This is a genomic window from Olleya sp. AS48 (assembly GCF_038900355.1).
Classification (GTDB): Bacteria; Bacteroidota; Bacteroidia; order Flavobacteriales; family Flavobacteriaceae; genus Olleya.
Genome location: NZ_JBBMRD010000008.1, coordinates 28368 through 53486 on the forward strand (window position 1 = coordinate 28368; position 25119 = coordinate 53486).

Here is a 25119-nt window from a genome sequence, read left to right on the forward strand (position 1 = left end):
GAAAACAAATGTATAAAATATAAATGAAGATATTATTAATTGGCGAATATAGCAGACTACACAATTCTTTAAAAGAAGGTTTGATTGCTTTAGGACATCAGGTGACTTTAGTTAGTTCTGGTGATGGCTTAAAACAATTTGAATCTGATTATCTGTTAACTTCAAAAATTAAAAATAATCGCTTTTTAAGTTTATTAAACTCTGGATTAATTAGACTTTTTGGTGTTAATTTAATTCAGAATGAATACTACCAGCAGTTTAAAAAATTATTACCACAATTTAAAAATTTTGATGTTGTCCAATTAATAAATGAAGATGCACTTGGCGTAACACCAAAACAGTCTATAAAATTATACTCACAGCTTTTTAAGCAAAATAAGTCTATCTATTTATTGGCTTGTGGAGAAGATTATGTAACCATAAATTATTTTTTAAATCCAGCAAATGGCTATTCTGTTTTAACACCTTATTTAAACAATACTGCCTTAAAAAACACATTTAATTTTTCGTTAAAATACACAACAAAAGCTTATAAAAACTTACATGAGTTTATAAACAAAAACATTAATGGTGTAATCTGTTCTGATATGGATTACCACAGAGCTTATATAAACCATTCTAAATATTTAGGGTTAATCCCAAATCCAATTAACACAGATTTATTAGAATTTAAACCATTAGAAACAGATGGTAAAATTCATATTTTCCATGGTATTAACTCGACATCAAGTTTAAAAAAAGGTGCCAATTATTTTTCTGAAGCGTTGCAAATTATTGCTAATAAATATCCGGAAAAAGTTAGCATATCTAGCACCATTGATCTACCCTATACTAAGTACATACAAAGTTACGATCAAGCACATATAATATTAGATCAAGTCTATTCATATGACCAAGGATACAATGCATTAGAAGCCATGTATAAAGGTAAAGTGCTATTTACAGGAGCTGAAAAAGAATGGTTACAATATTATAACTTAAAAGAAAATAGTGTCGCTATTAACGCCTTACCTAATGCTGATTATTTAGTTGAAAAACTTGAATGGTTAATTAATAATCCAAATCAAATACAAAGTATAGGAAGTCATGCCAGCGCATTTGTAAAGCAACATCATGATTACATTACAATAGCACAACGTTATTTAGATACTTGGAATAAAAACTAATTAATCCTCTTCTAATTTATCCGGAATTACACCAAATAATGACGAATAGAAAATTAGTAAGATAATAGCGTAGTACATAACATAAGTTGCAAAATGTGCCATATTTGCTCCAACTAAACCAAACTCATCTATAAAATACTTGCTAGTAAAGTACAATGTTGTAACTGAAAAAGCTTCGGTAATTATATAATGCCAAAACATACGTTTAGCTAAAAATTGGTAAGCTATAACAATTGAAAGTACTTTGATAAAATCGCCTAATAATTGCCATAAAAACAAGTCTTCAACTGGTCTAAATTCTTCAGTAAAAACTAAACTAACAATAAAACTTCTTAAAAAATAGACTACGATTAAACCTAAAGCAAATATTGGAATTATTGTTTTATAAAAACTAAATACCTCTTTTCTAAAATCCTTAATATTGTCTATTTCAGAGAATCTAGGTAAAATATACATGGTTAATAATGTACTTACAAATAGTAAGTAATATTTAGAAATCCGATTCATTGCTTCCCAAAAACCGGCTTGTTCTAAACCTATATTATCAATAATATAACTTCTAATTAATATTGCAACTAAGGGTAAAATAATTGCAGAAAACAACGCCATTCCTGAGTATGACCCAAGCTTTTTAGCAAAGTTTAAACTAAAGTTACTGGCTTTAATTAATGGAATAAAGTTTTTTCGGTTTGCAATACCTACAAGTGTTATTAAAAAAATAATGGACTCTGCTATCACAACTGCGATTAATGCACCATCAATTTTTTCTTGCCAAATCAGTAAAATGGTAATAACAGCACCTAAAATTTGACCAAAAATATTAAATACAATCAAGTATTTATATTTTGCAAAGCCATTCATTATGGAAAAAGCAAACATATTTAACGCGTAAAACGGAAGTGCCATAGAGAATATCCTAATAACGTACGCGTAGTTGTTGTAGTCTTTAAAAATTAAATCATTAATAAATTCTGCTTTAAAATAAACTAGAATAGACATTAATAGTGTAGAACAAAATCCCATGTAAAATACGGTAGAAATTGTTTTACTTAATTGAAAAGCATCATCTTTAAACTGAGCGATATACTTAACAACACCTTTGTAAAGTCCTAAAATGGATAAGGATTGCACAGAACCTACAAAGTTACGTAAGTTACCAACTAATGCCATACCCTCTGAACCCACAAATAATGCTATAAATTTGGATGTTAAAAATCCAGCTATAATTTTTACAATTACAGACACAGAATTAAGGGAAGCTACCTTAACTAGGACATTATTATTTATGTAGTCTAGAACTTTTTTCAATTAGTAATTATTCAATTTTTCAATCACTGTATCTACCTCTAAACTAGTCATTATTGGACTAATAGGTAAGCTTACACAAGTTTCGTGAATTTTTTCTGTTATTGGAAATTTTATATGGTTAAATCGTTGAAGCGCAATTTGTTTATGTGGCGGAATAGGATAATGTACTGCTGCTTCTATATTATTTACTTTTAAATAGTCTAAAAACTGTTCTCTATTATCCACTAAAATCACAAATAAATGAAATACATGGTTTTTAGTACCATCATAAAAAGGCAGTTTTATTTTATTATTGTTGATTTTGGATATATATTGTTTAGCTATTGATTGCCTATGGCTATTATCATTTTCTAGCGCTTTAAGCTTTATATCCAAAAACAAAGCTTGTATTTCGTCCATTCTGTTATTAACACCTAGTACTTCATTTTCATATTTAGTGCTAGTACCATAATTTCTTAATTTAAAAATCATGTCAGCTAATTGGCTATTATTAGTGGTAATTGCACCTGCATCTCCTAAAGCCCCTAAGTTTTTACTTGGATAAAAACTAAACGCTGCAGCATCTCCTAAATTTCCTGCTTTTGTACTTAACCTTTTATGTAAAGCTCCATGTGCCTGTGCTGCATCCTCAATAACTAATAATTGTTTTTGATTTGCTAAACTTTTTATAGCTTCCATATCACTAAGCTGACCATATAAATGCACTACTAAAATAGCTTTAGTTTTATGGGATAAACTTTTTTGTATGTCTTTAGCTTCAATATTAAAGGTAATTGGATTAGGCTCCACCAAGATTGGTTCCAACCCAACTTCTAACAAAGCCAAAATGGAAGCAATAAATGTATTAGCAGGCACAATAACTTGGTCTCCTTTATTTAATATACCAAGCTCCATATATCCTTTAAAAATTAATACTAAGGCGTCAAAACCATTGCTAACACCAATACAATGTTTAGTTCCGCAAAAGGCTGCATAGTTAGTTTCAAAGGTATTAACACCATCGCCTAATATGTATTGACCTGTACTTAAAAACGAATCAAATTGGTGTTTAAATTGGGTCTCAAATCTTGCGTTTATTTTTGGTAGGTCTAAAAACTTAATCATATAAACACTGAATTTAATAATTCGTGATTTTTTGTGCTAACACTATAAAAGTCGTGCACAATCATTCTTGCTCCAAAACTTTCTTTCCAATACAATAGTCCTTTGTTAATATTTAATCCATTATTTACATTTGATGTTCCAAAATCAAAAAATAATTTATCCTTAAAAACGATATGTATTAAATATTGAAACAATACATCTAAACTACCAAGTTCTTGCTTATCACTATTAGCCGAAATGTACTGCGCATGTGCGACGTTTTTAGTTTCAAAAATAGTTGTTCCAGCTACAATGGTATCGCCTTTATATACATTAAACTGTCGTATATTATTTGGAAAATGGGATTGCAGCAATGTCATTTCTTCTAAAGTATGCACAGGTTTGACATTATGTTGTGCTTTTAGATTAGGTATTAAAATAGCATTCCAAAAATTTTCTAAACTGCTTTCCTCCTTTACTACTAAATTATTGGCTTGTCCTTTTTTAAACCCTCTTTTTCTGTTACTAGAAATCGATTCTGGCATAAAGTTATAATCAATAACAGATAATGCATCACGCCTTAGTACATTAGCTTTTAGTAAAAACATTAAATAGGCTAACTGACTGTCTGGTCCTGAAGCATAAATTGAAGGTAAACTCTTGATATTTAAATACAATATATTGTGATCTTCTAAAAACTGTAAAAGTAATTTAAAGACCTCTAAGACTTCATTAAATTTTAGAGCCTTATGTGTTACCAATCCACCATACGTTAATCCTTGATGAGAATGTAGTGTGTCACCAACCTTATTTGCTGGTAAAACCGCAATTAGTTTTTCTCCTTTAAAAATAAGCACTGAAAAATCATCAAATCGATCTTTATGGTATTCTATAAAATTTCGATTTAATAAAAATGTTGCATTGTTGGATTCAGTAATAAAACTGTTCCAAAGCTTTTTATGTTTAGCGGAATATATGGTTAAAGAAAAAATAGCGCACTTTTATTTAAGCAATGAAAGTACTAATTTTTATTGAAGAATTTACTATAAAAATAAGTTATAGCCAATTGCTGAATAAATATAAGGGTAGACACAGTATGTACCGCAGCAAACCTAAATTTAAAAGTATGAAACTGCAAGCGCTTTGATTAAACAGTTTTAGATCTATCTTAAAGCATAAAGATAGATTTAGTAGTAAACAAAAAAAAGAGGTTTCTAAACTAGAAACCTCTTTTAATATTATATAATTTAGACCGTTGTATTTACAACTAATCTAATATTAAGCAATCTTATTTCTCTTACGATCGTTTTCTGTTAAATAGATCTTACGTAAACGAATATGGTTTGGTGTAACCTCTACATACTCATCTTTTTGGATATATTCTAAAGCTTCTTCTAACGAGAATTTGATAGCTGGTACAATCTTAGCTTTATCATCTGCTCCAGAACTACGTACGTTACTTTGCTTTTTAGCTTTAGTAATGTTTACAGCCATATCATCTTGACGAGAGTTCTCACCAATTACTTGACCTTCGTAAATATCTTCTCCCGGCTCAACAAAAAACTTACCTCTATCTTGTAATTTATCGATAGAGTAAGGTATTGCTTTACCATTTTCCATAGAGATTAAAGATCCTGAAATACGTCCAGGAATAGCACCTCTTAATGGTTGGTATTCTTTAAAACGGTGTGCCATAATAGCTTCACCTGCAGTTGCAGTTAATAATTGGTTACGTAAACCAATAATACCACGAGAAGGAATTAAGAATTCGCAAATCATACGATCTCCTTTTGTTTCCATACTTAACAATTCACCTTTACGTAAAGTTACAAACTCTACAGCTTTACCTGATACACTTTCAGGAAGGTCAATAGTTAACTCTTCAACTGGCTCACATTTAACACCATCAATTTCTTTAATGATAACTTGTGGTTGTCCAATTTGTAATTCATAACCTTCACGACGCATAGTTTCAATTAAAACTGATAAGTGTAATACACCACGTCCAAAAACCATAAATTTATCTGCACTACCAGTTTCACCTAATCTAAGTGCTAAGTTTTTTTCTAATTCTTTTTCTAAACGATCTTTAATGTGTCTAGATGTTACATATTTACCGTCTTTACCAAAAAATGGAGAATCGTTAATTGTAAATAACATACTCATTGTAGGCTCATCAATAGCAATTGATTTTAAACCTTCTGGATTTTCGATATCTGCAATAGTATCTCCAATTTCAAAACCTTCAATACCAACAACAGCACAAATATCTCCTGTTTGTACGCTATCAACACGTTTACGTCCTAAACCTTCAAATATAAAAAGTTCTTTTACTCTACTTTTAGTTATAGAACCATCTCTTTTAACTAAAGATATTTGTTGACCTTCTTTTAATTCTCCTCTTTGTAATCTACCAATCGCGATACGACCTGTAAAAGAAGAAAAGTCTAAAGATGTAATTAACATTTGTGTTGTTCCTTCTGGAAAAACTGGTGTAGGTACATGCTCCACAACCATATCTAATAAAGGCTCAACGTTAGTTGTTTCTTTTCTCCAATCATCACTCATCCAGTTATTTTTAGCCGAACCGTAAACTGTTGGAAAATCCAATTGCCACTCTTCTGCTCCTAACTCGAACATTAAATCAAAAACTTTTTCATGTACTTCATCTGGAGTACAGTTTTCTTTATCAACTTTGTTTACAACCACACAAGGCTTTAACCCTAAGTCAATCGCTTTTTGTAATACAAAACGCGTTTGAGGCATAGGACCTTCAAAAGCATCAACTAATAACACAACACCATCTGCCATGTTTAATACACGCTCTACTTCTCCTCCAAAATCGGCGTGACCAGGTGTATCAATGATGTTAATTTTAGTATCCTTATAAATAACTGATACGTTTTTAGATGTAATCGTAATTCCACGTTCACGTTCTAAATCGTTATTATCTAAAATTAAGTCTCCTGTGTTTTCGTTTTCACGAAACAGTTGACAATGGTACATGATTTTATCAACCAACGTCGTTTTTCCGTGGTCAACGTGTGCAATAATTGCAATGTTTTTAATATTAGCCATAATTGTGCCTTATTTTAAGCGTGCAAAGGTACTCATTTTTTATATAAAAAAGCGTTTTAATTTATATTTGACAAATTCATTTTAAAAAATTGTAACTTTTTGAACTTAACAGACACAGATAGTTAGGCCTATTTAAAGAAAATATTTGTAAATTAAACCAATAAATTTCTTCAAAAACAATATATCATTAGTTTTGTATTCTTATTAATCAACGACTTAAAAACCATTTTCACCACATCATGAAAAAAATTATCTTTGTATTACTTATCGTATTATTATTTGCTAGTTGTAGTAAAAAAATTGAAGAATCATACTTTGTACCAAAAGACGCTATTGGTGTTATGTATGTTAATTTAAAATCGCTTTCAGAAAAAAGTAAAGATTTAGACTTTAATCAATTAAACATTAATACACTTATTGAAGATAAAGCACCCAAAGAGATTAAGCGTTTTGTGCAAGAGTTACTATCAAAAGATAATTTAGATAAAACCTTTAGAAAAGAATATATTTTAGGCTTTGGTACGTTTAAAAGACTATCTGGTGTTGGTGGATTAATATTACCTATTAAGGATGCAGCGTCTTTTGAAGCCTTTATACAACCAATGATTGATGAAGTTCCTAATTTAGAAAAAGAAACTAATGTTGGTAAAGATCAAGAATTTACTATTTACGCAAACAAAGAAATTGCAATTGGATGGAATGGTAAAACTGCATTAATTATTGGTGCAAATAATTATGCTGCTGCAGAATTAAAGGACCTTACCACATTAAAAAGAGAAAATTGCATATTAGCAACCAACTATTTTGATGCCTTTTTTGACACTAAACAAGACATGGGTTTACACATAACCTCTACTCCATTAGGAGATGCATTTGATGGATTACTAAATACTTTTGCAGGTTTGGATGTTAATCTAGAAAACAACAACCTATCTTATTATGGTAGCTTTGAGCAAGACCACATATACACTAAAACCAATTTAAAATTAAATGATGATTTTAAATCATTAATTGGTTATAAAAAATGGATGTCTACGTCCTACGATAAGTCTATGCTTAATGCATTGCCTGATAACCCATTGTTATTTGCAAAATTATCTATTGATCCTGAAAACTTATACGAGCATATTTTAAGTCTACAAGACAACAAAACTTTACCTATCCAAGCTAGAGAAGAATTAAGAAAAAACATAAAAAATTCTAATAACGAAACAGAAAAAGAACTAGGCATGGACGTTAAATCTTTTTCTAAAATATTTGATGGATCATTAATGTTTGCCATGACAGAAGGTAAAACAATAAAAGATACTATTTATGATTATAATTATTTTACTGACGAAGAAACCTATGAAGTAGTAGATAAAAAAACACCTAACATGTACGGTACAGTAGCCCTAAAAGATAAAAATAAATTTGACCAGTTTTTTAGTATTGTAAAAAAGAAAGGTGCACAAATAGAAACCTTAAACTCCAATTATTTTAAAATAGACGGTAGTACTTTTATGGTTATTACAGAAGATTACATCTTTTTTACAAACGATCAAAGTAAAGCTGATGAAATAAGTAGTAACGGAAAACTTGCCAACAATTTAAGCGACTTTAAACATAAAGATAAATTATCACACAGCGTTTACCTTTACACAAAAGGAAATATTGCAGAACTTAGCAATGACTTTACAAAAAGTTTAGGCAATATGTACAATCCTTATAGTAGTTACAATAGATATGGAAACGATACAGCTATGGATGAAATTTCAGAAAAAAGCAGTGAGATTTACACTAAATATTATGGCGAAAACCATTATTTTATTGACACAGATGGAGGCGAATCTTTTACTTATACTAAAGGAAACAAAAACTCATTAATACAGACCATTTTATATGGTGACGAAGTAGCAAAAACTATGAGTACTATATATGAAAACAATAATAAAGATGAGGATGAGGATGAAATAGAAATTGAAGAAACCGTTATCGAATCTACAGAATCAAACTAGACTAAGTGCAAGTCAATATACAATCCATAGTACCAGATTATTTTACTCCAGCTTCGTCAGAAGTCTGGAGTAAAAATTTTGAGTTTCAACCTAATTCTAAATACTTGGTTAAAGCTGTGTCAGGAAGCGGAAAAAGCTCGTTATTTAATTTTATGTACGGTTTAAATAATAGATACTCTGGCTCTATTTTGTTTAACGACACCTCAATTTCGTCATTCACAGATACTGATTGGACAACTATTAGAAAGCAACAAATCGCTATTGTATTTCAGGGATTAAAATTGTTTCCAGAACTGACTGCTTTAGAAAATATTCAGTTAAAAAACACTCTTACAAATCATAAAACTGAGACTGAAATCTTGGAGATGATGTCACAATTAGAGGTCGACCAATTAGCACATAAAAAAGCTGAAACCCTGTCTTACGGTCAACAACAACGTATTGCTATTATCAGAGCATTGTGCCAACCTTTTAAATTGTTACTACTTGACGAACCCTTTAGCCATATTGATGAGGCTCAAATTGCAAATGCCATCACGCTTGTAAATAAAGAAGTTGCCACTAACCAAGCAACCTTAATAATTGCTAGTTTAGGAGACACATATAATATTGACTACACTAAAACAATATTATTATGATTGATCAACTTTTAAAAAAACAGGTCCATAAATCACAGCTATTATTTTTTGCGCTAAGCTCTAGTTTAGGATTAGGTATTTTATTAATTGTAGTTCAATTATTAGTTGATACACAATCCATCTTTAATTCTAAAAACGACTTATTAGGTAACCAAAATTTAATAATATATAAGGACTTAGGACGTGATAATGCTTTTACATCTGATGAAATTACTGAGTTAAACGCTCAACCATTTATTAATAAAACAGGTGGTTTTACACATGGTACTTATCGTGTTTTGGCAAGTGTTACGTTTCCTAATCATGCAGGAATATCAACCGAAATGTTTTTAGAGGCTGTGTCTGATGAGTTTATTGACATTACCAATGAAGACTGGAAATGGCAACCAGGAGATAAAGAAGTGCCAATAATTATTCCTAAAAACTATATTAATTTATATAATTTTGGATATGCAACTAGCTCTGGATTACCACAAGTTAACGAGAAAATAATAAGACAAGTCCCTATAGACTTAACGTTATCCGGAACACATAAAACAGAAAATTATCGTGCGTATATTTTAGATGCTTCAGAAAAAATAAATTCTATATTAGTCCCAGAATCCTTTTTAAACTATACCAACAAAAAATTAAGTCCTTTAAAGGCAAATAAAATATCACGTATTATACTTGATGTTATTAATCCATCTGACCCTAAATTATTAGAATTTTTAGCTTCAAAAAAATACAATTACTTATCCAACGACATTCAAAACTCTAAACTTAGCTATGTTTTAAAACTAATACTTAGTATTGTATTAGGTATTGGCTTATTAATTACCATTCTGTCTATTTATCTTGTTATTACTAACATTAATTTACTTATTCTAAAAAATAAGCAAACCATAACACAACTTCATTTTTTAGGATACTCTAAAGTACAAATAGCAAAAGTATATCATGCTATTGCTTTTAAAATTTTAGCTGTTTCAATTATTATAGCACTAACCCTTAGTATTATTTGTAAGTATATATTTTCGCCATATTTAAGTGTTTTACAAGTACAACCAAATATAACTTCTATAATTTATTCTGTAATATTAAGCGTATTGATTTTTATTAGCTTAGCCCTGTATTATCGTAAACATACTAATAGTAAAATCAAACAAATGTTAAGACCTAATACAAGTCTACTATCTTCTGAAAATTAACTTATCTTTGCAAGATAAATTATTACGATTATGACACTTCAAGATATCCCTAAAATTAAACATACAGCTAGCAACAACTTTTTTTTACTTTGTGGTCCTTGTGCTATTGAAGGCGAAGAGATGGCTTATAGAATTGCCGAAAAAGTTGTTACTATTACTAATAAGTTAGAAATACCTTACGTATTTAAAGGTAGTTTTAAAAAAGCTAACAGAAGTAGGATTGACAGTTTTACAGGTATTGGTGACGAAAAAGCTTTAGAGATTTTAGCTAAAGTGTCTGAAAAATTTGACATTCCAACGGTTACAGATATTCACGAAGTTAGTGATGCTGCAAAGGCTGCACAATATGTAGATGTTTTACAAATACCTGCATTTTTGGTACGTCAAACAGATCTTGTAGTTGCTGCTGCAAAAACAGGTAAGGTTGTTAACCTTAAAAAGGGACAATTTATGAGTCCTGAAGCAATGAAGCATGCGGTACAAAAAGTAAAAGATGCAGGAAGCGACAAAGCTTGGATTACAGATCGTGGGACGATGTTTGGTTACCAAGATATGATTGTGGACTTTAGAGGTATCCCAACAATGCGTCAATATGCACCAACTGTATTAGATGTAACACACTCTTTACAACAACCTAATCAAACTGCTGGTGTCACTGGTGGAAGACCTGATATGATCGAAACTATTGCTCGTGCTGGAATTGTAAATAATGTTGATGGTTTATTTATCGAAACACATTTTGATCCTGCAAATGCAAAAAGTGATGGTGCCAATATGTTACACCTAGATAACTTGGAAGCGTTATTAACTAACTTAACTGCTATTAGAAAGACTATTAATAGCCTATAATATCCCTTAAACATAATAACAAATGAAACATTTATTAAGGCAAATAGCCTTAGTGGGTCTTACCCTATTGTCTACATTAACATTTGCTCAAGACAATATTGACTTACAAAAATACACTGCTAACAACAAAGGAAAGTTTTATATCAGTTGGGGAGGAAACAGAGAAACATTTTCTGAATCTGACATTAGGTTTAAAGGTAATGGTTACGACTTTACTATTGACAACGCTACTGCCGAAGACAAACCTAAAGGTTGGCATATAGATTATATTAATCCAACTAGAATGACCATACCACAAACTAATTTTAAAGCTGGTTATTTTATTTCTGACAAATACAATATTTCACTTGGTGTAGATCATATGAAATATGTAATGAACAGAAACCGTAGCCAGAATGTTACAGGTTATGTTAACCTTCCTGCAGATGAAGAAGGTAGTGTGTTTAACCAAGAATTTGATGGAAGTGAGTATGTTGTTTCAGAAGATTTTTTAAAATTTGAACATACCAATGGGTTAAACTACGTGTATTTAGAGTTAAATAGATTTGATGATATTTCTTCTATCTTTAAAATTAATAACACTGATAAATTTCAATTAAATATTACTGAAGGTCTTGGTGCTGGAGTGCTATATCCTAAATCTAATACGACACTTTTAGGTAAAGATACTTATGACGAGTTTCATTTATCTGGATATGGATTTTCTGCAACTGTAGGTTTAAACCTTACCTTTTTTAAATATTTTTTTATTCAAACAGATTTAAGAGGTGGCTTTATTAATATGCCAGATATTAGAACAACAAGTAATGCTAATGAGAGTGCATCGCAACATTTTTGGTTTTTACAACGTGTTTTTTCAATTGGTGGACGCTTTAGACTATAGTCTATTGCAACGTTAAAGCTTCTTGCAATACAGCATTAATTACGGTATCATCTATTTTGTCCAAAGACTTGTATCTTAATGATATCATTTTTTTCCTATTTTCAATAACATGATGTGTCTTAAAAACAGTTAATTGATTGCCTTTAACAAAAACCAAATCAACAAATTGATTTTTATGACTTGCATTTAAATAACAAAATGGCATTCCGTTTACGTAATAAAACGGAATGCTCCATTTGTACTTTAATTCAAAGTTGATTATTGCATGCTCAATAATAACCTGCAAATGCAATAATATAGAACGATAGGGTTCCGGTTGTTTTAAAATATAATGCGCTGCAGGATTCACTTTTTTCTATAATATATGTAGTAAGCTAAGCACACCAATAGCTAATAATGCTACACCTATAATAGCTTTAAAAGGCATTAACTTGTCTGATATTTTTCTTAATGTCTCTTCTAAAGCAGGCACTTTTCCAAATACGTGAGTTAACAATAGTATACCTCCAATAATACTTACAATACTAAAAATACCAAACCCTCCTCCTAGTATAATTAAAATAGGCAACACTATAAGTGCGCCACCAATAACGGTTTGAAAAGGTGCTAAAACACCTGCAATTTTATTAAAAAAATTAGCTTCACCATCCCATTTATCTAAAGTAGCTAATCCTAATAATAAGCCTCCAGAAATGTTAGCAATGTCTAATAGTAATCCTGTTAATGCCATGATTTATTTGATTTAAATTGGTTAGATTATAAATTTATGAAAAATAAACCATGCATTGGGCAAATGTTAAAATGAAAATTAATAAACCTTTAACTTTTATATTCTAATTAATTAAACTTACTTTGTAATTCAAAGTACTTTAATTATGAGCAACAAAGATTATTTAAAAGATATCAGCGAGATTAAAAACCTTATGAATAAGTCTTCTAGGTTTATTTCGCTAAGTGGTTTATCTGGAATTTTAGCTGGTATCTATGCACTTGTAGGTGCTGCAATGACCTATTATTACGTAACCACCTATAGTTATGGTACATTATTATTAGATGGATGGGTTTTTAAAACCATAATATTTATACTATTTATGGTTGCTTTTTTAAGTATTGTTACTGGTATTTATTTAACTACTAAAAAGGCAAAAAAAAATGACGAAAAAATTTGGGACACCTCATCAAGACGATTAATATTTAATTTTCTAATTCCGTTAGTCGTTGGTGGTTTATATATTTTAATAATACTTAGCCAAGGTCGCTATGGTCAAACAGGTGGTTTGATGCTAATATTTTATGGTTTGGCATTAATAAATGCCTCTAAATATAGTATTGGAAACATAAAATATTTGGGCTATACCGAAATTATTTTAGGACTTATAGCAACACTTTATCCTGGTTATGGTTTTTGGATTTGGGTTATTGGTTTTGGCTTTATGCACATTATTTATGGTACTTATATGCATTTTAAATACGATAAAAAATGAGCATTGAAGTTCCGATTATATTAACAATCATAGCAATAATACTATTTTACACAACTTTCTGGGTTGTAAAAAAGTACAATCATAATTTAAAAAAAGCCAAAATCACAGCTATAGTTATAAGTATTATTAGCACTCCTTTAGTGTATTATGGTTTAATATTATTATTGATAAGTTATATCGAGTACATACCAGAGTCAACATTTAATGAACAAAAATGGCGTACAGAAAAAACATCAAGATATAAAATGAGAGATGACATAATTGATAATCAAATTTTAAAACTAAAAAACAAGTCTGAAGTTGTTACGCTTCTGGGAAATCCTTCTAATAGCACTAGTGATAATCAGTGGGTTTATGATTTAGGAATATCTAGTGCAGGCTTTGGTGTTCAGTTTCATAGTTTACAAATCACTTTTAAAAACAATGTGGTAGCAAAAGTTAAAAAGTTTATGATAACAGATTAATTAGCAAAGATTCCTATTTTCGCATAATATAAAATGAGTATAATAACCAACATCAATAAAGTATTTGACCATAGGATTAGGCTAGGAATTATGTCTGTTTTAATGGTAAATGAGTACGCAGATTTTAAAACCCTAAAAACGTTATTAGATGCGACAGATGGTAATTTAGCAAGTCACACTAAAGCATTAGAAAAAGCAGATTATATCACAGTAGAAAAACAATTTATAGATCGTAAACCAAACACACGTTATAGTGTTACTAAGTTAGGTCAAGCCGAATTTAAAAAACACATTAATGCACTTGAAAAATTAATCAAAAAACAGTAATCTATTTTTTTATCTATTCACTTTGAAAAACAAAGTACTTTAAAATATGAAAACACATCGTAAACAATTAGTCGCATGGTTATTTAAAATAACACAACATATTTACACCAAATACTTCAAAAAAAACAAACCTTGGCATATAAAAAAACAACACCTATTACAATTTCCAAAAGACACCTTTGGTTATCATTTAGGCCTGTTTTTACAACACAATGGGTTTGAGTTAATTCCTAAAGTAGAACGTCACGACGCCTACCACGTAATGACTGGCTATAATACCACTGAGGAAGACGAAATAGCCTTACAATACCTTTGCTTTGGTAATGGTAAACGCAGCATATACTTGTTTGGCGTGATTACTATAGGCTCCTTAATATTACCAGAATATTGGAAGTATTATATAAAATCGTATCGTATAGGCAAAAATGCAAATGCCTTTTACAATCTAAATTATAAAGGATTACTAAACACCTCAGTTAGCACTTTAAGAAGCTCTATATTTATTAATCTAAATTATTAAAATGAAAACCTATATCAAACTTATAATTATTGCCATAACTATAATGGTACTCGCCATTTTAATGGCGCACTTTTATATTAATTATAAAGCTAAAGACAAACTTTATAATGACGTAAACGTAATTCCTAAAAACCAGGTAGGTTTATTACTTGGCACCAGCAAATACACAAGTAATAACACTATAAACTTATATTACAAATACCGCTTGGAAGCTGCTTATTTACTTTACAAAAACAAAAAAGTTGAACGTATTTTGATTAGTGGAGATAACAGTACTAGTTATTATGACGAACCTTCAACATTTAAACAAGACCTTATCAATCTTGGTATTCCTGCAGATAAGATAATATTAGACTATGCTGGATTTAGAACATTAGATTCTGTTATTAGAGCCAACAAAATATTTGGTTTGGATAGTTTTACAATAATCTCACAAAAATTTCATAACCAACGTGCCATTTATTTAGCACAACACTATAATTTAAACGTTATTGCCTTTAACGCAAAAGATGTAATAAGACGTTACGGTTTGCGCACCAAAGCAAGAGAGTATTTAGCACGTACCAAAGCAATTATAGATGTTATTATTAATACACAACCTAAGTTTTTGGGTCCAAAAATAAGCTTATAATGACAATAAAAATTGATACTAAATTTTTAGCGCTAACACTAATTATACTTTTAACAGAAATTGCAATTGCATACTACTTAAAAAATGGTTTTATACGATTTACAGTTGGCGATTTTCTGGCTTCTATATTAGTCTATTGTGGCCTAAAAAGCATTTTTAAAATACATTGTATTCAGGCTTCAATTTGGGCATTAGCAATCTCTTTTTGTATTGAGTTTGCCCAACTAACAAACCTACTTGACACATTACATTTAAAACATAACAAAATAGCCTCAATCGTGCTTGGCAGCCACTTTAGTATAGCTGACTTAGTCGCATATACATTAGGTATTATCACTATCTATTTTATAGATACAAATTACATCACTAATGAAAACAATTAAACAAATCATCCAAGCAGAACATAAAACCATACTATCTATAATATTCCTAACTTTTTTTAGTTTGGTTTTATTACTAATAAGAATTAAATTAACTAATAATTACTACTATTTATTTTTAATCTGGAATTTATTTTTAGCAGGACTACCCTATTTAATAAGTAGTTATTTAGCAACTTTTAAACACATAAAATCATCAACTCTAATTACTAACAGTTTACTATGGTTACTATTTTTACCAAACGCACCTTATATAGTTACGGACTTATTTCATTTAAAATATAGTAGTCAACATTTACTCTGGATAGACACGTTAATTATCACCATGTTTGCTATTACCGGATTAATTTTGTTTTTTAAATCTGTTTGGACCATGGAAATTATTTTTAAGACTTACGTCGAAAAACATATTGTTGCATTCAGTATTCCGTTGTTATTTATATTAGTTGGTTTTGGAGTTTACTTAGGTCGCTTTTTAAGATTTAATTCTTGGGAAGTATTAAATAAACCATGGACTATATTAGAAACAACAGTATTTATAATACTAAATCCAAATTTAAATTACACAGCGTGGCTATTTACAATTGTATTTGGATTGTTTTTATGTGTCTGTTATTACGCCATAAAAACAAATTACACTACAAACAAAAAAGCTTCCCATTAGGAAGCTTTTTTTTATACTAATTAAATATGAAATTAATTTTAATCATTATCTATAATTGAAATCGTAGCTTCTCCTATCGCACTTGCAGATCCACTTATTAATGTTCCTACAACAGTAAAATTTTCAGTCCCTTCAGCTTCTGTATCATCTGTAATTACAATTGCAAATACACCATTTGTGCTACCTGCTTCAATGGTAATATTAATATTGTTATTACCATAAATACCTTCAATTTGATAATCTTCAAAATCTACTTCACTAGAAACAATTTCAAAATTAATAACAATATCATCGATAGCTGGACTAGATAAAGTAAAAGCATATTCCAAAATATCTCCTTCTGTTACCGTTTGATCATTTACAATTATACTTGGACTAGTTGGCACACTAGTGTCATCACTTGGATCTGTACCATTAGCAGCTTCAATACAATCATCAAAACCATCTCCATCACTATCTGCCACATTAGGATCTGTTATATTACCGTTTGGATTACAGATAGAAAGGTCACTATCAATACCTGATAACTCTTCGCAATCTGTTAATCCATCACCATCTGTGTCTAAATATTCCTGATACAAGTATACTTCTGCAATATCAAATTGATTTGTTATTGTATTAACCGCTTTTACATAAATAATTTGCGTATTCCCATCATCTATAAATGGACTAGCTAATGGATTAACATCAGCTAATGCATCAGCTTCAGTTAAGTAAAAAGTATAGGTATTATTAATTAATTCAAAATAAACCTCTGAAACAATACTATCAAAATCATAAATTAATGATGGGATACAACCTATTCCTGAAACCTCTGTTGCGTAAATTAAGACATCTAAATTATCTAAATAATCTGGTATTGAGTCACCATCACTATCGTCATTCATTGGATCTCCATCACTATCATAATCCTCATCAATAGTATCAACACCATCACCATCATCATCAGTATCCAAATAGTCAGGTACACCATCTTGATCTGTATCGTCATCAGTATAATCGCCATTAGCATTTAAGTCTTCATTAAAATCTAACACACCATCTGCATCAGCATCCAAAAGTGTTGTACAAGACATTTGCGTGCCTAAATCTGTGATAGGAACTGTAAAATTACCTGTTACAAAAGTTGTAGATTGATTGTTTGTTATATCAAAAAACTGCATGGTATACTCGGTATCTGTCAAACAATAATCTATAGATAAATCCAAGATTCCGTCGGTTATTGGAATAATAGATACAGAATTATTATAATTTAAAAAGACATAACCATTTGTAGCTGGAGTACCAGAACAATCGTTAAAAACACCAGTTACATTAGTCGTTTGTGCATTACTATCTGATACTGTTATGGTCAAATTAGTGTCTATATCAAACGGTCCAACAATCTCAGTATAATCATTATCAATACAACCAAAATCCGGAATGGTTACTGTTAATGTTTCGTTAGCAGGAATAATACCACAAACTTCACCATTTGCATTAGTGTACCCTGCAGTTGCAGATGTCCATGATACCGATTCGCGTTGCAATTGTACAATGGTATTAGGCAAAGGATTGTTATTATCATCCACTACAGTAATACACAGTTGAACGGTATCAAAAGCAATGTCACAGTTCCAAAAACTAAAATGAGATACCTCTCCAACGTATTTATTACCCTGTAAAACAGCTGTACCTTCTTCCTTCCAATATCCATATGTTTCGTCAAAATACCATAATGGTATTGTTTCCGGAGGATTAGTAGCATTAGTAGGCACAGGAACAGATAATTCTGCAGTGGTACCTTCTGCGATATTTAAAACCTCACCATTTTCTCCAATTAACTTAACAGCTATCATACCATAAGTTTCTAAAGCTTGTAAATTACCACTCGTATTTTCTGCTATTAAAGCTCCTGGCATTTGCAAAGCCATAGCCTCATTATCTGGATTTAAATGTCTTAAAACAACCTGAACATTTCCTAAATACTCAAAACCATTTTCAGTTTCAAAATCACCTGAAAAATTAACAGAAGTTCCGTTTGGCAAGCCAATATTAAAAGGTTGCCCTGCTCCAATTGTAGCATTTGGATCGGCATCCAATAACATAATGTCTACTTGGTTGACACCACTTGTAGGCACCAAAGATCTAGAACCATCAATAAAACCAACTTTAGACGCTTTTATATAGGCGAATTTTTCATAAACCGTTGCAGACTCCACTGAAAACACTCCGTTTGCATCTGTTACGGTCATCATGTTACCTACGTTAATACTAGCTCCAATAATTGGGTCACCTTCTTCATTTATAACCCTTCCTATAAATCTTGCATCCATAGATGCACCAAAATTTTCTAAAAAAGGATTGCCAGCTTGACCATCTACTTGTTGTTGGTTTAACGGAATATTATTGTCTTTTTCGCAAGAAAAAATTAATAAAACAACAAATAATGATACTATAAACTTTAGTTTTTTCATCTTTTAAGTTTTGTAATGGTTATATTAATATAACAGATTAAGGCCAAAAAGTCCTAACTTGATATTACTCTTTACCGTCTACGTAGTTTTGTAAATAACTAAATCTTTTAGTCAATTTACCATTTTCGGTAATTTTAGCTCTTTTTAAAATACCATCTGCATCATTATTAAAAAACGCAGGAATAACATGTTTTAAAAACATCTCTCCAAAACCTTCACTTGCATCTTTTGGTAGTTCGCAAGGTAAATTATCTACTGCCATTACAGTTATTGCATCTTTATCATTATAAGCTACTTCTTTTTCAGTTTTTGCATTATAACCATAAAAAGGGTCAGCAATAGTGGATGGACGGATTGTTGATGCTACAGGTCCATCAATATCGCAAGAAATATCGGCTATTAAGTTAATTTTAAAATCTGGATGTCTTGCATCTTCTCTTGTAAATAAATAAGGAGCTCCATCACCATAAAAGTGACCTGCTATAAAAAAGTCTGTTTGTTTAGCATAAGGCATAAAATTGCTTTCGTAACCTGAAGGATCTTTATAAAACTGTCCTTTATTACCCACTTTACCATCCTTACGCTTACTATATTCCATAACATCAATTAAGCAATAAACAGGCTCAGTAAAATTAGAGGTTAAGTATAAAGCATCACTGACTTGCTTAATTTTAAGATGATCTAAAATTTCTTGTGCACCTTTAGCTACTTTACCAGTACCAGAAAGCAAAATTTTTATGTTGGGTAATTTAATTTTATCCAGTTCGCTTTTTACTTCATCTAAATCTTTTAAATGCTCTACTTTAGGTAGTGTAAATAAATTATCACGAAGTCCTAAAGCTCTAAAACCGTTGTAAGCACCTACCAAACCAGCATAACGTCCAAAACCAATTAGTCTTGCGCCATTTTGTCTAACAATAGTTTCGTGATCATACATTTCAATATTTTTATCAAGGATAGCTTTTAAAAGCGCTCTATTATAGGGTTGCTTTTTTATTGTATGACTGAAGAAAAAATATTTTTTATTAGGAATAAGCGTTTCTATTGGCACTTCTTTTACACCAAACATCACATCTGCATCTGAAACGTCATCAAAAATCTGAAAGCCATTTTTTTCATATTCATCATCATTAAACACACGAATGTCCGAAGCCTCAATCATTACTTCTGCTTGTGGAAAGGAAGTTTTTAAATTTTTTAAGTCATTAGGAGAAAACACGACACGTCTATCTGGTGGATTTTTACCTTCTTTTATAATTGCAAATTTCATATATCTAAATTTATTCTTGCTAAATTACCTTTAATATTAGGGTTTAGCAAATCAAATTTACTATACACGCTTTACTTCGTTTTCACTTTTTAAAACGTAGTCACCATCCGATTGCTTTATAAAAAGCGCTTTGTTTCCAGAAGTCCCTTCTCTGGTTACTTTGGTACTTTTAATAGTTTTTGTTATTTTTTTAGTGTAGGTTTCTTCTACTTTTCCTTTAGCAGTTCCGTGTCCCCAATCCCATTGTACTTCTGTTCCTGTTTTTATCATCTCTATTTTTTATTTCAATTTAAAAAATATGGCTTAATATTATCTTAAGTTTATTATAAATCTTAAATGGTACAACCTTTGCATTATAATTTTTAGTAATTTTGCAATCCAATAAATAACACAATTTATTAAAATGGGGTCGACTGGTTTTGACATCGAGATTAATTAAATTGTAAGCACGTCGAGTAATGATTTTGTACTCGTTAAACACTTGATCAACTTTTTAATCGGCGAGAATAACTACGCTTTAGCTGCCTAATCCGAATTATAGTAGGATTAAGCCTCGGTACACAAGGTGTACGAGCTTTATGTCTCCGGAAAGCTTTGATTGACAGCGTTCCATTTGAGGCATCGAAAATGTCAATATAGACTTAGTAGCGCTTTGATGCTTTGTTGAAACTAAAAAAGATAAGTTAAAAGTGGGTTGTCTTTAACCAGCTTTTAATCGAAAACCTAAGAAAAGAATAAACGTGTAGAAAGCCTTTTGGTTACTTGTTTGGACGAGAGTTCGATTCTCTCCGACTCCACTTTAAACGCTCTGAAGCATTGATTTCAGGGCGTTTTTTTATGACCTAAAGGAAGAGTCCCTAATTACTATATTACTTTTAATTTCAACTAACTTACTAATAATATTATCTTCAGGCACATTAATTTCATTTATAAGATATTGTACTGCTGTACGTCCTATTTTTTCTCCAGGTTGATCTACTGTGGTTAATTTGGGTTCTATTATAATAGAGTTAACAGAATTACTAAATCCAACAACTGCTATTTCTTCAGGTATTTTTACATTAAACTTATTTAGTGTTTGTATTACGCCTATTGCTGCACCATCTGTAATCGCGAAAATAGCATCAGGTCGTACTTTTGAACTCAATAATATATTGGTCATTCTTTTTCCCTCTTTCATTGATATATCCTCGACACTAATAACCATTTTGGGATCTAGCTCAAGGTTATTATCCTTCAAAGCTTTTAAATAACCCGAATACCTTTTTTCCGAATTATAGGAATATTCACCTTCCTTAATTATAGCTATTCGCTTTTTTCCAATATTAATTAAATGTTCAACTATATTATAGGCTGCTTCCTCATCATTAATTGTAATTTGGGTGCATGGAATTTTATTTGAAACCTTATCAAATAAAACAATTGGAATTGTATTTAACGTTGCTAATATGTGATCAACTTCTCTAGTACGCTTGGTTAGTGAAGCTAATATACCATCCACACCAAATTGTATCATGGTATTAAACATCTCTTTTTGCTTTTCTACATCATTGTTAGATTCTGATATAATTACCCTAAATCCTTTACTTTCTGCCTCTTCCATAATACCTCTAACAATAGTCGTAGTAAAGTAATGTGTTATATTGGGTACGATAACACCAATAATGTTAGATCTATGATTTCTAAAACCTTTGGCAAAAATGTTTGGTACGTAATTTAATTTTAATGCTAATGCCTTTACCTTCTCTTTAGTTTGCACGCTAATGTCTGGATGATCATTTAATGCTCTAGAAACTGTTGATATTGATAATTCTAAAGTCTGAGCTAATTTTTTTAAAGTGGTAACTTCTTTCTTCATAAAAATAAAATTTCAAACGTTTTCGCAAACGTTTGCATACAAATATCGTACTTTTTAGCACACAACAATGCTTAATTCGTAATTATATTAGCCTAACATTAACTAATTCTTAATAAAATGAAAAAACTAACCACCACACTATTATTATTATTTTGTTGTTTTTCAATGTTTGCACAAACAGAAATATCCGGAACTGTAAAAGACAAAGCTGGATTACCAATTCCAAACGCTAACATTTTAATTATTAACTCAAACGTTGGAGCTTCTACAGATTTTGACGGAAATTTTAGTTTTACGGTACCTGAACTTACAGGGTCTAAGGAGTTACAAGTATCTTACATTGGCTATACTACTTTGATTAAAAAAGTAGATTTAAACGGTACGCCATTAACACTTGATATTATCTTACAAGAAGGTAATAATTTAGATGAAATTGTTCTTACAGCCTCTTCTACTTTTAGATCACAAAAACAAGCGCCTTTATCCATTAGTAGTAAAGGCATTAAAGAAATTACTAGACTATCGGCTAACAGTCAAGCAGATATTTTAAGAGATGTACCTGGTATTACTGCTGAAGGTGGTGGTGGAGAAACTGCAACCAACCTATTTGTTAGAGGTTTACCTTCTGGTGGACAATATGTCTTTAACCCTTTACAATACGATGGTATGCCACTTATGAGCACGTTTGGATTAAACTCATCTGCACATGATGTTTACGCTAGACCTGATGTTGGTTTTAAAGGTGTCGAATTTGTTAGAGGTGGATCTGCTGTACTTTATGGTGCTGGATCGGTTGCTGGTATAATTAACTATACAAGTAAAACTGGAGATTCTAATGACGAAAATTTAATTAATGTAGAATGGGGAAATGACGGTAGATTAAAAACTGACTTTTATACTGGTGGACAATTAGGTAGCGAAGATTCTAACACTTATTACGCTTTTACAGGTTTTGTTAGAAAAGATGATGGTCCAATTGAAACTGGTTTAACCACAAAAGGAGTGCAGTTTAGAGGTAATATCAAACAAAAATTTGAAAACGGATCCTTTACAGTACATGGACAATATATTAATGATAGAGCTCAATTTTACTTACCATTACCATTAGATGGAGCGTCAAGAGAACGTTTAAATGGTAACGATGGTGAAGAAGTAAGCCAACTATTGTCTGGTGAACTGGCAAACACTTCATTTTTAACTCCAGGAGGTGTATATGAAAGTCCTATTGAAGATGGTGTCTACACAAAAGGTGGTTACCTTTTAGCAGATTTTAACTATAACCTAAATGACAATCTAAAATTTAAATCAAAAGTAAAATATGCCAACTACCAACATAATTTTGCATTATATGTAGGTGGTAGTGGTGATTATGGTAATCCAATTACTATTAATGATTATGTAGCTGCTATTGCACCAGATAATACAGCATTTAGCGCAACATATCAAGGTGGTGCTGGTAACCAAATTAACGGTAACGATTTAGTGGTAGAAAATCTACACGTAGATAGGTTAAGACCAATGACAGATTATTCTGGAGAGGCTAGCTTTATATTAAATTCTGATGATGGAATACACACCTATACTGCCGGAACATTCTTAGCCAGAACAGAAGCTGAAGATGTTAACTATCAATATAGAGTCCTTTCAGAATTTAATAATAATCCGCAATTAGTTAACTTAAGCTACACTGACGCTGGAGGTAATAATGTAATTTATTCTGAAGGTGGTTTATACAACAGGATTGGTATGACAGCCAATAATTACCTAACGCAAAGTAGAACTGCTTTTTATCTTACAGATGAAATGGTTTTTGACAGATGGCGTTTTGATGTTGGATTCCGTATAGAGTCTACAACTGGTACCTTTAGAAAAGGAGGATTAGAAACCACTCAAGTGTATGAAGACGCTGACTTAACAACCAACTTACAAAATGTTCAATTTGCTGATGGTACTTTTACAACTGGCGAAATTAAAGATACAGATTGGGCATTATCATTAGCAGGTTTATACAAACTAACTGATGCCACAAATTTATATGCTAACTTCTCAAAAGGATACTTTTTTCCGCAACAACGTGGTTTTGGACCAACTCCAGGAATAAGAGATACCAATTATGAGGCTGAAACGATTTTACAAGGTGAAATGGGAGCCAAATTTGGAACAGATAAATTTTCTGGTTCTGTGGCTGCATACTATGTTGGGTTAAGCGACCGTATACGTATAGATCAAGCAATTTCTGGAGGTCAATTAGTCGATCAAGCTAGAAGTGAGCAATCAACACAAACATTAGGTCTTGAAGCAACTGGAAGATATAAATTTACAGAGCATTTAAATGTTTCTGGGACGCTAACATACCAAGATCATGAAATTACAACTAATCAAACTGAAGATTTAGTCAATGGTACAACAAGTACTATTAATGAAGGTAATGAAATTGCAAGACAACCAAACCTTTTAGGAAACTTAGGTCTTAACTACGATAACAAAGTTTTTGATGCAAGCTTTGCTGTTAACCACACAGGAAAAAAGTTTACTGACGACACTAATAACGTAGAGTTAGATGCTATTACAATTGCAAGATTAGGTGCTGGTTATACAATACAAACTAACGAAGATACGTCCTTACGTTTTGGATTATCTGTATTTAACTTATTTGATAGTTCTGGTATTACAGAAGGAAACCCAAGAGCTGGTATTGCTGGTCAATCTGGAGATGGCGAGTTTTTTGTTGGACGACCAATCTTACCTAGACGTATGTTCTTAACAGCAACATTCAATTTTTAATTTATAATAATTTAATTAGTCATATAACTCATCATTTTTTATGCTAAGTAAAGTGATGGGTTATTTTTTTAAAATCAAAAAAACTTACA

24 protein-coding genes and 1 other RNA gene are annotated in these 25119 nt (G+C 30.9%); 15 read left to right on the forward strand and 10 right to left on the reverse strand.

All coding sequences use genetic code 11. The features are described 5' to 3' along the window. The first annotated feature begins 23 nt into the window (after positions 1 to 23). Entirely contained in the window at positions 24 to 1166 is a 1143-nt protein-coding gene (locus WNY60_RS10795) for a glycosyltransferase (RefSeq protein ID WP_342862373.1), read from the forward strand. Here the strand turns inward: WNY60_RS10795 and WNY60_RS10800 are convergent, their stop codons facing one another. The 4 genes from WNY60_RS10800 to typA all read right to left on the reverse strand — a co-directional run bounded on the left by WNY60_RS10800 (position 1167) and on the right by typA (position 6635). Then, positions 1167 to 2474, reverse strand: coding sequence for an O-antigen translocase (locus WNY60_RS10800; protein ID WP_145002626.1), 1308 nt, complete (start codon positions 2472 to 2474; stop codon positions 1167 to 1169). After that, the gene (locus tag WNY60_RS10805; RefSeq protein ID WP_342862375.1) at positions 2475 to 3578 is read right to left on the reverse strand and encodes a DegT/DnrJ/EryC1/StrS family aminotransferase; all 1104 of its coding nucleotides are present in this window, start codon (positions 3576 to 3578) and stop codon (positions 2475 to 2477) included. Further along, a complete protein-coding gene (locus WNY60_RS10810) occupies positions 3575 to 4414 on the reverse strand; it encodes a GNAT family N-acetyltransferase (protein ID WP_342862376.1) in 840 nt (279 codons plus the stop codon). Before WNY60_RS10810 ends, WNY60_RS10805 begins: the two co-directional genes overlap by 4 nt. Before the next feature lie 421 nt (positions 4415 to 4835). Beyond that, entirely contained in the window at positions 4836 to 6635 is a 1800-nt protein-coding gene (gene typA / locus WNY60_RS10815) for a translational GTPase TypA (RefSeq protein ID WP_145002636.1), read from the reverse strand. 239 nt (positions 6636 to 6874) lie between these two features. On the opposite strand from typA, the gene WNY60_RS10820 reads away from it, so the two are divergent. Genes WNY60_RS10820 through WNY60_RS10840 form a run of 5 tightly spaced genes read left to right on the forward strand, consistent with a single transcriptional unit; the run spans position 6875 to position 12192 of the window. Beyond that, positions 6875 to 8632: a DUF4836 family protein gene (locus WNY60_RS10820; protein ID WP_342862377.1), complete on the forward strand. Its 1758-nt coding sequence runs from the start codon at positions 6875 to 6877 to the stop codon at positions 8630 to 8632. Between the two features lie 5 nt (positions 8633 to 8637). Further along, positions 8638 to 9270: an ATP-binding cassette domain-containing protein gene (locus WNY60_RS10825; protein ID WP_342862378.1), complete on the forward strand. Its 633-nt coding sequence runs from the start codon at positions 8638 to 8640 to the stop codon at positions 9268 to 9270. Next, positions 9267 to 10460, forward strand: a complete 1194-nt coding sequence (locus WNY60_RS10830) for an FtsX-like permease family protein (RefSeq protein WP_342862380.1) — start codon at positions 9267 to 9269, stop codon at positions 10458 to 10460. Before WNY60_RS10825 ends, WNY60_RS10830 begins: the two co-directional genes overlap by 4 nt. A gap of 30 nt (positions 10461 to 10490) precedes the next feature. Further along, a complete protein-coding gene (kdsA, locus tag WNY60_RS10835) occupies positions 10491 to 11309 on the forward strand; it encodes a 3-deoxy-8-phosphooctulonate synthase (RefSeq protein WP_145002649.1) in 819 nt (272 codons plus the stop codon). Between the two features lie 22 nt (positions 11310 to 11331). Then, the gene (locus WNY60_RS10840; protein WP_339808412.1) at positions 11332 to 12192 is read left to right on the forward strand and encodes a hypothetical protein; all 861 of its coding nucleotides are present in this window, start codon (positions 11332 to 11334) and stop codon (positions 12190 to 12192) included. A gap of 1 nt (position 12193) precedes the next feature. Here the strand turns inward: WNY60_RS10840 and WNY60_RS10845 are convergent, their stop codons facing one another. Together WNY60_RS10845 and WNY60_RS10850 are read right to left on the reverse strand one after the other, a co-directional pair. Further along, positions 12194 to 12541, reverse strand: coding sequence for a DUF1801 domain-containing protein (locus WNY60_RS10845; RefSeq protein ID WP_342862381.1), 348 nt, complete (start codon positions 12539 to 12541; stop codon positions 12194 to 12196). Positions 12542 to 12547: 6 nt separating this feature from the next. Further along, complete coding sequence (locus WNY60_RS10850; protein ID WP_145002658.1) at positions 12548 to 12922, reverse strand: hypothetical protein; 375 nt, start codon at positions 12920 to 12922, stop codon at positions 12548 to 12550. Positions 12923 to 13067: 145 nt separating this feature from the next. Between WNY60_RS10850 and WNY60_RS10855 the strand changes: the two genes are divergently transcribed. From WNY60_RS10855 to WNY60_RS10885, 7 genes are read left to right on the forward strand one after another with little or no spacing between them, the layout of a single operon-like run. Further along, positions 13068 to 13676, forward strand: a complete 609-nt coding sequence (locus tag WNY60_RS10855; RefSeq protein ID WP_342862382.1) for a hypothetical protein — start codon at positions 13068 to 13070, stop codon at positions 13674 to 13676. Then, positions 13673 to 14140, forward strand: coding sequence for a hypothetical protein (locus tag WNY60_RS10860; RefSeq protein WP_145002664.1), 468 nt, complete (start codon positions 13673 to 13675; stop codon positions 14138 to 14140). The genes WNY60_RS10855 and WNY60_RS10860 overlap by 4 nt, the downstream gene beginning before the upstream one ends. A 33-nt stretch (positions 14141 to 14173) precedes the next feature. Continuing rightward, on the forward strand, positions 14174 to 14467 hold the full coding sequence (locus WNY60_RS10865) for a transcriptional regulator (RefSeq protein WP_342862383.1): 294 nt from the start codon (positions 14174 to 14176) through the stop codon (positions 14465 to 14467). 46 nt (positions 14468 to 14513) lie between these two features. Further along, on the forward strand, positions 14514 to 14987 hold the full coding sequence (locus WNY60_RS10870; protein WP_342862384.1) for a Coq4 family protein: 474 nt from the start codon (positions 14514 to 14516) through the stop codon (positions 14985 to 14987). Between the two features lies 1 nt (position 14988). Continuing rightward, positions 14989 to 15618 (forward strand): ElyC/SanA/YdcF family protein, encoded by a 630-nt coding sequence (locus tag WNY60_RS10875; RefSeq protein WP_342862385.1) that lies wholly within the window; start codon positions 14989 to 14991, stop codon positions 15616 to 15618. After that, positions 15618 to 16001, forward strand: a complete 384-nt coding sequence (locus WNY60_RS10880; RefSeq protein ID WP_339808408.1) for a DUF2809 domain-containing protein — start codon at positions 15618 to 15620, stop codon at positions 15999 to 16001. Before WNY60_RS10875 ends, WNY60_RS10880 begins: the two co-directional genes overlap by 1 nt. Continuing rightward, on the forward strand, positions 15988 to 16662 hold the full coding sequence (locus tag WNY60_RS10885) for a DUF1361 domain-containing protein (protein ID WP_342862386.1): 675 nt from the start codon (positions 15988 to 15990) through the stop codon (positions 16660 to 16662). Before WNY60_RS10880 ends, WNY60_RS10885 begins: the two co-directional genes overlap by 14 nt. Positions 16663 to 16700: 38 nt before the next feature. Here the strand turns inward: WNY60_RS10885 and WNY60_RS10890 are convergent, their stop codons facing one another. The 3 genes from WNY60_RS10890 to WNY60_RS10900 all read right to left on the reverse strand — a co-directional run bounded on the left by WNY60_RS10890 (position 16701) and on the right by WNY60_RS10900 (position 20658). Next, positions 16701 to 19118 carry a hypothetical protein gene (locus tag WNY60_RS10890; RefSeq protein WP_342862387.1) on the reverse strand — a complete coding sequence of 806 codons (2418 nt, stop codon included), beginning with the start codon at positions 19116 to 19118 and terminating at the stop codon, positions 16701 to 16703. Between the two features lie 64 nt (positions 19119 to 19182). Then, positions 19183 to 20388, reverse strand: a complete 1206-nt coding sequence (locus tag WNY60_RS10895) for an NAD(P)-dependent oxidoreductase (RefSeq protein WP_342862388.1) — start codon at positions 20386 to 20388, stop codon at positions 19183 to 19185. 60 nt (positions 20389 to 20448) lie between these two features. Next, on the reverse strand, positions 20449 to 20658 hold the full coding sequence (locus WNY60_RS10900; RefSeq protein ID WP_342862389.1) for a DUF2945 domain-containing protein: 210 nt from the start codon (positions 20656 to 20658) through the stop codon (positions 20449 to 20451). A 135-nt stretch (positions 20659 to 20793) separates the two neighbouring features. Here WNY60_RS10900 and ssrA point away from each other — a divergent pair. After that, positions 20794 to 21188: a transfer-messenger RNA gene (ssrA, locus tag WNY60_RS10905) on the forward strand. Positions 21189 to 21223: 35 nt separating this feature from the next. On the opposite strand, the gene WNY60_RS10910 is transcribed toward ssrA, so the two are convergent. Beyond that, positions 21224 to 22246, reverse strand: a complete 1023-nt coding sequence (locus WNY60_RS10910) for a LacI family DNA-binding transcriptional regulator (RefSeq protein WP_145002692.1) — start codon at positions 22244 to 22246, stop codon at positions 21224 to 21226. A 117-nt stretch (positions 22247 to 22363) separates the two neighbouring features. Between WNY60_RS10910 and WNY60_RS10915 the strand changes: the two genes are divergently transcribed. Then, positions 22364 to 25030 (forward strand): TonB-dependent receptor, encoded by a 2667-nt coding sequence (locus WNY60_RS10915; protein ID WP_339808391.1) that lies wholly within the window; start codon positions 22364 to 22366, stop codon positions 25028 to 25030. Positions 25031 to 25119 lie beyond the last annotated feature (89 nt).